Raw genomic sequence first — 11,529 nt, 5'->3', positions numbered from 1 at the left:
CCCCTAGGATTCACACTTTTATTATTTAAAGTGTAAACCCTAAGGGGTATTGTACGGTTGATGAGGATGGGCTTTTTTTATAATTAATTCCAAAATACTGCTACCAGCTCGGTAATTTTAGATACAGACTGGGCCTTCACATTCAGGTCATCAGACGCGATGAAGAATCTAGCATGAAAGCCTAAAACATCACCGGATTTATGAAATAATGGTTGACATTTTGGCGGAATTCTAATATATTAAAAGAATATGAGAAGAAAAACGATTTAATGTTCGGTTAAATTATCAAAAAAATCTAATCTTGCATTTATGATAGGGGTTGTCTAAATTAGACGCGCGTAAAAAGGTATTGATCATTGAAGACGAGAAGAACTTGGCTCGTTTCTTGGACTTGGAATTGTCTCATGAAGGTTATGAGACAAGTGTTGAGGGTAATGGCCGTGCCGGCTTGGATCTAGCACTTGGTCAAGACTGGGATATTATTTTACTCGATCTGATGTTGCCTGACTTGAATGGCTTTGAAGTTTGTCGTCGAATTCGTAAAGAGAAGACAACGCCAATTATCATGGTCACCGCGAAGGATTCTGTTTTAGACCGTGTGGCTGGGTTGGATGATGGCGCCGACGACTATTTGGTTAAGCCATTTGCCATTGAAGAATTGCTCGCTCGCTTGCGTGCCTTGCTTCGTCGCTCCGAAACCAGTCAGCAGAAGCAAAAGGCTGAACAGCAACAGATTGTCTTCCGCGATTTAATTATCGAACCACAAACCAGAACGGTTATTCGTGGCAATGAGATTATTCAACTCTCGAAGCGCGAGGCCTCTTTGTTGTTGATTCTGATCGAGAACGCAAACACGGTTGTGGCCCGCGATGATCTCTTAAAGAATGTTTGGGGTTATCACGAGGAAGTGGCGACCAACGTTGTTGATGTCTATATTCGCTACTTGCGTAATAAAATTGACCGACCAAACCGTCGGAGTTACATTCAAACGGTTCGTGGTACCGGTTATGTCATGCATTCGTAGGTGATTTTTTGAAAAAAGAACCGCAACAAACTCAAAAAAAGAAATTTCGGTTCACGTTGCGAATTAAATGGTCGTTGGCTGTAGGCCTGACCATTTTTTTGACGTTTATGATTTTTGCTAGCATTCTGTATGCTTCTTTCTACAACAACTTGGTGACTCAAGAGAAACAGTCGACGGATGAAACGGCTAAGTTGATTGCAGATCGTCTAAGTGATGTTAAAGGCGGTTTAAAAGGGCGTGCAGTGCTACCACTGTTGGTACCGGAATATTATGGTGCGACAAGTCAGGATGCCGCAGCGAAGTTCTCACAGGATTCTATCGTAAATCAGCTCTCGCGAACCGACTTCAATATTGTCATTTATAATCAAAACGCAAAACAAATCTTTGCCTCGCAGAAACCCAAAGTGGCTTTCAAACCAGTTGAGGAGAGACGTGAAGAGTTAGTTCGTGTAGATGGCCGTTCAACTATCGTGGTGACACTGCCAATCTATCAGCAGTCAAGTTATGATTTAATCGGCTATGTTTTCTTAACCAATCGAATGGATAATGTGCGGCGTTCAGCGGAAGAGTTGCGTTTACAAATGTTTGTGCTCGTCGTGATTGCGGTTTTGTTCAGTGGTTTTGTTGGCTACACAATTGTTTACCGACTGTCGAAACGCATCAAGATGATTTCAGAAACGATTCAAAAAGTCGATCGATCACCAGAATCGTCTGCTCGAATTCCGGAGATGCCCGGGAATGACGAAATTAATGATTTAGCCGACCAATTCAACTCAATGCTGGATCAGGTTCAGCGATATATCGAACAGCAGAAGGAATTTGTCGGAGATGTGTCTCATGAGTTACGAACGCCCGTTGCAGTAATCCAGGGCCATTTACAACTCTTGAATCGCTGGGGTAAGGATGATCCTGAGGTATTGGCAGAGTCGTTAGCGGCGGCTTCACAGGAAGCAAGTCGAATGAATTCGTTGATCGAAGAAATGTTACAGTTAACACGTGCTGAACAAGTTGAACAAAAAAATGTACAAGAAGTGACTGATGTTCGCGAAGTCATCATGCAAATTGTCGACAATATTCAGATGTTGCATCAAGACTTCTCGATTATGGCTGATGTTGACCTGGACAATGAGGTTTCGGTTCGAATGAATCGCAATCACCTTGAACAAATTCTGGTGATCTTGTTGGATAATGCAATCAAATACTCGGCAACGCGCAAGGAAATCCATCTCAGTGCAGACCGAGATCAGCAACACATCAAGATTTTAGTTCAAGATTTCGGATTGGGTATCTCGCCCACAGATCAGCAACGTATTTTTGACCGCTTCTATCGCGTCGACAAGGCGCGTTCACGTGAGCGTGGTGGTAATGGCCTCGGGCTTTCAATTGCGTTTCGTTTGGTCAAGGCTTATGGTGGTGAGTTGACGGTCGACAGTGTCGAAGGATCGGGTTCAATCTTCAAGGTTTCTTTACCGATTTTACCAACTTTTGAAAATTCAGATGCCGAAGAGGAAAATACTCCGACGTCATAAAAGTAACTAAACGAGATTGATTAGCGTGTCGTGGTTGATGACTACGACACGTTTTTAATGCCAATCAATAAAGATTGTGGGGCGTCAAATGGCAACAACAATTGTTTATTTTGTCTATGGATCAACGGCTGATAATACGGCACAACTTGCGAGTGGCTGGCACGATGTTCCTCTGAATTCAGTGGGTATTGCACAGGCCAAACAATTAGGGCAAACATCAATTATTCAAAACTTCGACGTGGTTTTCACGTCAGATTTGACACGAGCGGTCTAAACGGCGTCGCTTGCATTTCCAGCGCAAAAACGGCTAGCGGATTTTCGAATCAGAGCGTGTCATTATGGTGACTTAGACGGCCAATCCGCATCACAAATAAAATGAACGCCCTTAATTGGCTACTTCCAATTTAAGGGCGTTCATTTTATGATTAAAGTTTTCAGGCATTAATTTCTCTTTTGTTTACCCGCGTTGCGTGCGCGTAAGTCTTGATGTAATTGTTGCGATTCTGCTTTAACGGCAGGTTTCGTGGCCTCTTGAGCGGCGAAAGTATGCTCATCGACGACCGTCACAATTGGATGTTCCTTCAATTCGGCATCCACCGCTTTTTTGATTTGAGGTTGAATGACAAAGGTGGTTAGCACTTGTTGAACTAACATGATGATCCCACCGGCCAAGAAGTAGAGGGCCAGTGCGGAGGGTGCAAAGATACTGATGAAGAAGGTCATCCCGGGACTTAAGACCAGCATCATCATCATTTGCCGACGTTGTGCTTCTGGAATACCAATCAGAGATAAGCCACTTTGAGCCACGTAGAATAATGTTGCGATGATTGCGAAAATCAAACTTGGTTTACCTAGTGGGACGCCAAGGAACGTTTGCTTCGCCAAGACTGGTGAGAATTGGACAGCTTGATAAAGTGCTGCAAAAATTGGAAGTTGGATCAACATTGGTAAACAGCCCAAACCGCCAGTCATGCTCAAGTTGTTCTTCTGGTAAACTTGCATCGTCAATTGGCTGATTCTAGCAGACTCTTCCGTACTGGCGCCAGCGCGATGTTTCTGGATCAAATCGATTTGTGGACGTACGGCGTTCATTTTTTCAGTTTGACGCGTCGACTTTTTGACTTGGTTCAGCATGATTGGCAATAGAATCAACCGTACAACCAAGGTAATTACGATGACACCCCAACCATAACCATTCGCACCACCAATGGCATCGCCGACCCAAAGGATCAGTTTTTGCATGGGGATCGCGAGGTACTTGTAAATCGATCCATAAAAGAAACCTGTCGGGGCTTTGAGATTCTGGTATTGATTGGCACAACCACTTAAAACGAGCATTAAAACCGCGAATAAACTCGCGAGGATGATTATTTTTTGCTTTCTTTTCATAAAAAAATCCCTTTCTACACTTCTCAAAAAACAACTATACCTAATGTTGCCTGAGATTTCCAGTGTGTCTAAGGGAATTAGTGGATTATTAACAATGTTCAATGAATTAAAGTCAATAATGGCTTGAAAACCACTCCTCAATTCACTTTGAACTTGCCAAAAGCGGATTGAGGATCGATGGTTGTTTGTTCAACGCGTTCAACGTGACCACTGGGCGTCGGCGAGGCTTTGATGGCAGCAATAAACTCGTTGAGTTCATCTTCTTCACCGCTTGCTTCAATATAAACACTGCCATCGTCTTGATTGGTTGCCAATCCGACAATGTGTAACTGATCAGCCACCATTTTTGTCATCCAGCGAAAACCTACGCCTTGAACACGTCCGTAAACGACTAATTTAACACCACGACGCATTATAATCACCTCTCTCATATTTAGACACACGATGTCACCACGACATTAATCACAGGCTTGTGTGCAACACAAGTTTTACCTGCATCTAGTTTAGCAAAATGTTTTTTTTAGTACAATGAAAGTGTCTGTCATGAAAATAATCTGGTATGATAGAAAACAACAGGTGAGGAATAATATGCAGAAAATTGAATCGACAAAGAATGAGCAGATTAAACAAATTAATAAATTAAAACAAAAAAAGTATCGCCAACAGACTCAGACCTATTTGTTGGAGGGCGCGCATGTGATCATGGAGGCGCTGAATAATCGCCCGGAAGAGATTTTGACGATTTTGTCAGTTGCCGATCATCTGACGTTAGTGGCGCCTTTTGCGGATCGCTTTAAGCTGACGCTACTAGAAGTCAGCCCGCAAATCGCCGAGGTTTTAAGCGATACGGTCAATACCGATGGCTTATTTGCGGTTGCCAAGTTACCCAATGCCACGGCAATCAGTTTCGATAGTGACAAGCCATGGCTCGTTTTAGATCGCGTGGCTGACCCAGGGAATGCAGGGACGATGGTTCGAACTGCTGATGCTGCGGGTTTTGCCGGGGTCGTCTTCTCTGATGGGGCAATCGATCCCTTCAATAGTAAAGTGGTACGCTCGATGCAAGGGAGTCAATTTCATTTGCAGGTCATTCAACTTGCGGATTTGACTAGATTCTTGACTACCCAGCGCGAGAAGGGGTACCGGTTGTTCGGGACCCTAGTTGATGAACATGCAACCGATATTCGGCAGGTGAAATTAGTCGACCAACGGTATTTGCTGATGATGGGTAATGAGGCACATGGATTGTCGGCAGAGTTAGCAGAATTAGCTGACGATAATTTATATCTGCCAATTTTTGGCAATGCGGAATCGCTAAACGTTGCAATTGCCGCAGCGGTTATCATGTATCAGTTGCAGATGCAGTAGCAACTTATTTTATGTAAGCTTAAATAGTTTCTTTTTCTGAAAAAAGTTGCTACAATGACAATTAATGACACTGTTAGTAGGTTAAAAAACAAGGAGCTTGTAAATGAACGTAGATCAACCTTGGCAAGACGATCAGGATTACTTGGTTTTAATTGCAGATTTGTTGGCGACCCCGCAGGTTCAAAAGTTGGCGTTGTACACGCAACATCATTATACCGATCGCTTACAACATAGCTTGCGTGTTTCTTATTACAGTTATCTCATCGCGAAGAAGCAACATCTCGATTATCGTGCGACGGCACGTGCGGGATTATTGCATGATTTGTTCTACTATGATTGGCGGACGACGAAGTTTAGTTCTGGGACACACGCCTACATTCATCCGCGAATTGCATTGCGAAATGCCGAGCGGTTGACGGATCTCTCACCAAAAGAGAAAGACATTATCATCAAGCACATGTTTGGTGCCACGATGGCGTTTCCGAAATATCGGGAGAGCTGGATCGTGTCGTTAGTGGATGATTACGTCGCCGTCAAGGAGGTTTCGGTACCTTGGCAGGGTGTATTACGTCACCGAATTGGGAAATCTTTTTCATTCATTAAAAATAGCCATTAATTAATCTAGGAGGAATAATCATGCTGCAAGAACATGTATTTGCAACCACCGTCGATGTTGACGGGCCGTGTCAAATCTGTCCGAGATTTGAAAAGACATTTGAATTACTAGGCAAAAAGTGGAACGGTCTGATCATCAGTGTCCTCTGTGAAAACGATCAATTACGTTTCAAGGATCTTGCAAAGTCAGTGACCAAATGTTCAGATCGTGTTTTAGTGGAACGTCTGAAAGAACTTGAGGGTGAAGGTATCGTGACCCGAGTTTCTTCATGTGAAGGCCATCAGGTGACTTATTCATTGACTGATAAGGGACGCGCCTTAATGCCTGTGATGGATGCCGTTCATCAATGGGCCGATACATGGGAATCCGTTGCGTCTTAAAAAGAACTGATGTAATATTAGGGTATAGTCATTTATTCGAATAAATAGAGCGATGATGAATGATAGTAATTATTGAGAACAGTTCAGAGAGATGATCAATTGCTGAAAGATCATTACTGAAATCGATAATGAATTCCTTTCGGAGTGAGTTCCTGAACGAGATGGTCGATTAAGCGGCCATGAGTAGGGAGTTACGCGGTTCGGCGTTAAGAATTTAAGTGTTGAGGTTCTCATGGCGAGAATTTCAAAAATAGGGTGGTACCGCGATGCCTCGTCCCTTTGTGGGCGGGCTTTTTTTATGCGTTGAAACGACAAAATAGTCAATCAATGGAGGGTTATCAAATGGGATTAAAACAGCAACTTGAGCAGTTAAAAGCACAAGGTCTTGAACAGATTCAAAATGTGAAAGATGCGCAGGAATTAAATCAGATCCGTGTAAAGCTTCTGGGTAAAAAAGGACCCATTACCGAAGTTTTACGCGGTATGAAAGATTTATCGGTCGATGAGCGGCCTAAGGTTGGTGCGTTTGCGAACGAAATCAAGCAAGAAATTGCGGGTGCGATTGAGAAACAAGTCCAGGTTATGGATCAATTGGCATTACAACAACGTCTCAAGCATGAAACAATCGATGTGACATTGCCCGGCCGTCCAGTCAAAACTGGGACACCGCATATCTTAAATCAGATGATTGATGATCTTGAAGACTTATTCGTCGGGTTGGGCTATGAAGTGATCGACGGTCCCGAAGTCGAAACCGATCATTATAACTTTGAGATGATGAACATCCCTAAGAATCACCCCGCGCGTGACATGCAGGATACTTTTTATATTACTAATGAGTTATTGATGCGGACACATACGTCTCCTAATCAGGCGCGGACGCTTGAGTCGCATGACTTTAGCAAGGGGCCGCTGAAGATGATCAGCCCCGGCCGTGTTTATCGTCGGGACACGGATGACGCGACTCACTCACACCAGTTCCACCAGATTGAAGGGCTCGTGATCGATAAACACGTGACGATGGCCGACTTGAAGGGGACGCTCGAGGTTGTTGCACGTCATGTCTTCGGCAATGAACGTCAAATTCGTCTCCGCCCTAGCTATTTCCCATTTACTGAGCCATCAATTGAAGTTGATATTTCTTGTTTTGCTTGTGGCGGCGAAGGTTGCAGTGTCTGCAAGTATACCGGCTGGATCGAAGTTTTAGGGGCTGGCATGGTGCATCCTAATGTCCTGAAGAGTGCCGGCGTCGATCCCGAAGTTTATGGGGGCTTTGCTTTTGGACTAGGGCCTGATCGCTTTGCCATGTTGAAATATGGGATCAACGATATTCGTGAATTCTATCAAAACGACTTAAGATTCTTGCAACAGTTCCAACAGGAGGTCAAATAAATGAAAATTTCATATCAATGGCTCAATTCATTCGTCAATCTACACGAGATTGATCCGCAAAAGCTTGCTGATCAAGTTTCATTGACAGGAATTGAAGTCGCAAGTGTGATTGCACCCGACCAAGGTTTGAAAAAAATTGTCGTTGGCCATATTTTATCGACTGAACCTCATCCAGATTCGGATCATCTGACCCTCTGTCAAGTTGATATCGGCGAAGATGAGCCCGTACAGATCGTCTGTGGTGCGCCCAATGTGGCTGCGGATCAATATGTGATCGTGGCACTACCCAACTCAAGAATTGCCGGCAATGTTAAAATCAAACGCGGCAAGATGCGTGGTCAAGCGTCTGAAGGGATGATTTGTTCACTACAAGAAATTGGCTTCAGTGACAGTGTCGTGCCAAAAGCTTATCAGGATGGTATTTTTGTTTTTCCAGAAGCTGAAGAAGCGGGGCAACCTGTCTTTCCATTGCTAGGAATGGATGACCGCATGATCGACTTCGATATCACGCCTAATCGTGCGGATACGCTCGGTATGCACGGGGCTGCGTGGGAAGTTGGCGCGATGCTACATGAACGCCCACAATTCCCCGAGGTTAAGGTGACCGAGAGCCAGATCACTACAGATAGTCTATTACAGGTGTCTGTTGCAGAAAAATCACTTGTTCCGCAGTATTTATTGAAAGTCGTTCAAAAGGTCAAAATCCAACCGAGCCCACTTTGGCTGCAGATTCGCCTATGGAATAATGGCATTCGTCCGATCAACAATGTGGTCGATGTGACTAATTTTGTTTTGTTGGAATATGGTCAGCCACTACATGCCTTTGATTATGATAAATTGACGTCGCACCAAATCCTTGTTCGTCGTGCGCAGGATCAAGAACCTATCGTGACACTCGATGGGGAAACTCGTGAATTAACCAGCGATGATCTGGTGATCACCGATGGTCAAAAACCAGTTGCAATCGCCGGGGTGATGGGTGGTTTAACGAGTGAGATCACCACCGAAACGCAAAATGTTGTCTTGGAATCAGCTGTTTTTGATGGCACCTCAATTCGTAAAACAGCACAACGCCATAATTTGCATACAGAAGCTTCAACCCGTTTTGAAAAAGGAATCGATCAGGGATCAACGACAGAAGCATTACAACGGGCGGCTCAATTGCTCGAGGAAATTGCTGCGGGTGAGTCGAGTCGCGGTATTTTAGTTGGTCATCAAGAATTGCCAGTAGAGAGAAAATTGGCATTAGATCCTAAACATGTGAACCATGTTTTAGGAACAGAAATCACGACGGCAGAAATTGGCGGGATTTTATCCGATTTAGGCTTCGAGCATCAATTAGAAGCCGATCGATATGAAGTCACCGTTCCGTTACGCCGTTGGGATATTTTTATCGAAGCCGACTTGATTGAGGAAGTCGCTCGCTTGCATGGCTATGATCAGCTACCAAGTACGTTACCTGTTGGTGTTCAAACTGTTGGCGGTTATAATCGCAAACAGTTGCTGATTCGCGAAGTTAGACAAAGTTTGTTGGCCAATGGACTCGATGAAGTCATTAGTTATGCGCTTGTCAAGGATGACGAGGCGGCGGCATTTACTGCACATCCAACCGCTAAAATTAAATTGTCTTGGCCGATGACGCAGGACCACGCCGTTTTACGTCAAAACTTAATCAGTGGTTTGCTGAATGACTTGAAATATAACTTGGCACGTCAACAAAGCAATGTCGCGATTTTTGAGCAGGGGAATGTTTTCCGACAGGTCGATGAGAACCAGCAACCACTCGAAGTCCCAACAGTCGCCGCATTGTGGTCCGGTAATGTCGTTGACGAAAGTTGGATCGAAAAAGCACGTCCGGTTGATTTTTATGATCTGAAAGGCGCGTTGACCAACTTATTGACGACTCTTGGCTTAGCTGATCGTGTCAGTTACCAAACAGATGAGTTGTTGCCCGAATTACATCCCGGCCGTGCGGCTAAGTTGATGATTGGCAATCAAGAATTAGGATTCATCGGAGAAATTCATCCAAGCCTCCAACACGATCGTCAGTTACCACCGACTTATGTGCTGCAGCTGAACTTGCAAGTACTACTCGACCAAGAACAGAAGCCACTCGTTTCTGAATCTGCAGCCAAGTACCCCGCAGTCGAGCGCGACATGGCATTGATCGTGGATCATCAAGTGACGAATGCAGAAATTGCCGATCTAATTACTACCAATGGCGGCAATTATCTGCAGAATGTGCAGATTTTCGATGTCTTCACAGGTGAAGCAATTGGCGTGCATAAGAAGTCGTTAGCTTACCGGTTGCACTTCCAAAACCCAATTGCGACACTAACTGATGATCAAGTCACACAAGCAATGACCAAGATTCAGACCGCATTACAAACTGAAATAAACGCTCAGATACGTTAAAAGGGCAGCATTAAGGGGAAGTTCGATCTGACCGACTCATCATTATTAAATCTTCGTTAAAAAGGGGTGAATCGCGCCCCTTTTTGGTATAATGGGACAAGATAGTTTTAAGGGAGGATGTCTACGTTGGCTTCTCGAGAGGAAAATCATGAACCTAAGCGTTCAGAACAACCATCAGATATGAATGAAAAAAAGCGCAGATTAGCCGCCGAAAGTCGAGCTGTTCACCGCTTAGTTTATTGGATCATTAGTATCATTGCTATTTTGCTAGTCATTGTTGGGCTGATGACCTATCGTTACGTTAAGCAATCGTTACGGCCACTTGACCAGAACAATGAGAAAAAAGTGACGGTACAGATTCCAATTGGATCAAGCAATAAACAGATTGCTGCTAAATTGGAAAGCAGTCATGTCATCAAGAGTGCGACAGTCTTCAATTATTATGTGAAGATGCATAATTTTACCGACTTTCAAGCTGGTAAGTATTATTTCAGTCCATCGATGACTTTGGATCAGATTATCAGTCAGTTGCAAAAAGGGCACTCGGAACGAAAAGTGGTTGGCAAGGTGCTGATCAAAGAAGGTGTCATGCTTGAAGACATTGCAACAACCGTTGGCAAGAATACGAAATGGTCAAAGCAACAATTCCTCAGCTTGATGAAGAACGAATCCTTCTTGAAGTCGTTAGAGAAAAAATATCCACAATTATTGAAGTCGGCCATGTCGGCTCAGGGCGTTCGTTATCACTTAGAAGGCTATCTCTTCCCATTAACTTATACGGTGTATGAGGGTGAGAGCTTGAAGGAATTAGTCACTGAGATGGTTAAGTCCACCGATGAGAGACTCGCTCCTTATTACACGACCATTGCTGAAAAAGATCTCACAGTGCAAAAAACGTTGACACTGGCTTCGTTGGTTGAGCGTGAAGGGGTGCAAGAATCCGATCGTAAAAAGATCGCAGGTGTCTTCTTTAATCGTTTGGCAATCAATATGCCAATTCAGTCGGATATTTCGGTCATGTATGCCTTGAATACACACAAGGAAAGCTTAACCAATAAAGATACGTCAGTCGATTCACCATATAACTTGTATGTTCACACGGGTTATGGTCCAGGACCATTTAACTCGCCAAGTTTGCAATCGATTCGTGCTGTCTTAGCACCAAGTGATCGTGATCAGAATTACCTCTACTTTGTCGCCAACCTGAAGACAGGTAAAGTTTACTATTCACACACTTATCAAGAACATTTACAAACCAATTCTAGCCTTGATCAGTAGGTTTATGCTGAGATGTAATTAGCAGTTTGTCTGAAGTGATTTATGCGACTAACAGACTGTGCGCGTTAATCCGTGTGCAGTCTGTTCGAGCGTTTACTCGCAGAGTTGAATTGTGATTTTATGTGACCGGCATTGACA

At 43.9% G+C, this 11,529-nt stretch carries 11 protein-coding genes and 1 other annotated feature; of the genes, 9 read left to right on the top strand and 2 right to left on the bottom strand.

The features are described 5' to 3' along the window. The first annotated feature begins 319 nt into the window (after positions 1–319). The 3 genes from FC15_RS01195 (at position 320) to FC15_RS01185 (ending at position 2,827) form a co-directional block, all read left to right on the top strand. On the top strand, positions 320–1,024 hold the full coding sequence (locus FC15_RS01195) for a response regulator transcription factor (protein WP_057823103.1): 705 nt from the start codon (positions 320–322) through the stop codon (positions 1,022–1,024). 8 nt (positions 1,025–1,032) lie between these two features. Beyond that, entirely contained in the window at positions 1,033–2,553 is a 1,521-nt protein-coding gene (locus tag FC15_RS01190) for a HAMP domain-containing sensor histidine kinase (RefSeq protein WP_057823101.1), read from the top strand. An 88-nt stretch (positions 2,554–2,641) separates the two neighbouring features. Then, the gene (locus FC15_RS01185) at positions 2,642–2,827 is read left to right on the top strand and encodes a phosphoglycerate mutase family protein (RefSeq protein ID WP_057823099.1); all 186 of its coding nucleotides are present in this window, start codon (positions 2,642–2,644) and stop codon (positions 2,825–2,827) included. Between the two features lie 167 nt (positions 2,828–2,994). On the opposite strand, the gene yidC is transcribed toward FC15_RS01185, so the two are convergent. Both yidC and FC15_RS01175 read right to left on the bottom strand, forming a co-directional pair. After that, complete coding sequence (gene yidC / locus FC15_RS01180) at positions 2,995–3,942, bottom strand: membrane protein insertase YidC (protein WP_057823097.1); 948 nt, start codon at positions 3,940–3,942, stop codon at positions 2,995–2,997. 137 nt (positions 3,943–4,079) lie between these two features. Then, on the bottom strand, positions 4,080–4,355 hold the full coding sequence (locus FC15_RS01175) for an acylphosphatase (RefSeq protein WP_057823096.1): 276 nt from the start codon (positions 4,353–4,355) through the stop codon (positions 4,080–4,082). A gap of 175 nt (positions 4,356–4,530) precedes the next feature. On the opposite strand from FC15_RS01175, the gene FC15_RS01170 reads away from it, so the two are divergent. The 6 genes from FC15_RS01170 to mltG all read left to right on the top strand — a co-directional run bounded on the left by FC15_RS01170 (position 4,531) and on the right by mltG (position 11,391). Further along, positions 4,531–5,310, top strand: coding sequence for a TrmH family RNA methyltransferase (locus FC15_RS01170; RefSeq protein ID WP_057823094.1), 780 nt, complete (start codon positions 4,531–4,533; stop codon positions 5,308–5,310). Between the two features lie 103 nt (positions 5,311–5,413). Further along, complete coding sequence (locus FC15_RS01165; protein WP_057823092.1) at positions 5,414–5,926, top strand: HD domain-containing protein; 513 nt, start codon at positions 5,414–5,416, stop codon at positions 5,924–5,926. Between the two features lie 20 nt (positions 5,927–5,946). Then, positions 5,947–6,306, top strand: coding sequence for a winged helix-turn-helix transcriptional regulator (locus FC15_RS01160; protein WP_057823089.1), 360 nt, complete (start codon positions 5,947–5,949; stop codon positions 6,304–6,306). Positions 6,307–6,349: 43 nt separating this feature from the next. Then, positions 6,350–6,588 (top strand) — a binding site (T-box leader). Between the two features lie 60 nt (positions 6,589–6,648). Next, on the top strand, positions 6,649–7,698 hold the full coding sequence (pheS, locus tag FC15_RS01155) for a phenylalanine--tRNA ligase subunit alpha (protein ID WP_057823088.1): 1,050 nt from the start codon (positions 6,649–6,651) through the stop codon (positions 7,696–7,698). Beyond that, complete coding sequence (gene pheT, locus FC15_RS01150) at positions 7,699–10,113, top strand: phenylalanine--tRNA ligase subunit beta (RefSeq protein WP_057823086.1); 2,415 nt, start codon at positions 7,699–7,701, stop codon at positions 10,111–10,113. 180 nt (positions 10,114–10,293) lie between these two features. Next, positions 10,294–11,391 carry an endolytic transglycosylase MltG gene (gene mltG, locus FC15_RS01145; RefSeq protein ID WP_146979098.1) on the top strand — a complete coding sequence of 366 codons (1,098 nt, stop codon included), beginning with the start codon at positions 10,294–10,296 and terminating at the stop codon, positions 11,389–11,391. Positions 11,392–11,529 lie beyond the last annotated feature (138 nt).

Origin of the sequence: Lapidilactobacillus concavus DSM 17758, assembly GCF_001435835.1 — a bacterium.
GTDB lineage: Bacteria > Bacillota > Bacilli > Lactobacillales > Lactobacillaceae > Lapidilactobacillus > Lapidilactobacillus concavus.
This window is presented reverse-complemented; position numbering and strand designations above follow the sequence as displayed.

Bases quoted from the DNA above. Each gene is read 5' to 3' on its own strand.
- FC15_RS01185 (WP_057823099.1), top strand. From the start codon at position 2,642: ATGGCAACAACAATTGTTTATTTTGTCTATGGATCAACGGCTGATAAT.
- yidC (WP_057823097.1), bottom strand. From the start codon at position 3,942: ATGAAAAGAAAGCAAAAAATAATCATCCTCGCGAGTTTATTCGCGGTT.
- FC15_RS01175 (WP_057823096.1), bottom strand. From the start codon at position 4,355: ATGCGTCGTGGTGTTAAATTAGTCGTTTACGGACGTGTTCAAGGCGTA.
- FC15_RS01170 (WP_057823094.1), top strand. From the start codon at position 4,531: ATGCAGAAAATTGAATCGACAAAGAATGAGCAGATTAAACAAATTAAT.
- FC15_RS01165 (WP_057823092.1), top strand. From the start codon at position 5,414: ATGAACGTAGATCAACCTTGGCAAGACGATCAGGATTACTTGGTTTTA.
- FC15_RS01160 (WP_057823089.1), top strand. From the start codon at position 5,947: ATGCTGCAAGAACATGTATTTGCAACCACCGTCGATGTTGACGGGCCG.
- pheS (WP_057823088.1), top strand. From the start codon at position 6,649: ATGGGATTAAAACAGCAACTTGAGCAGTTAAAAGCACAAGGTCTTGAA.
- pheT (WP_057823086.1), top strand. From the start codon at position 7,699: ATGAAAATTTCATATCAATGGCTCAATTCATTCGTCAATCTACACGAG.
- mltG (WP_146979098.1), top strand. From the start codon at position 10,294: ATGAATGAAAAAAAGCGCAGATTAGCCGCCGAAAGTCGAGCTGTTCAC.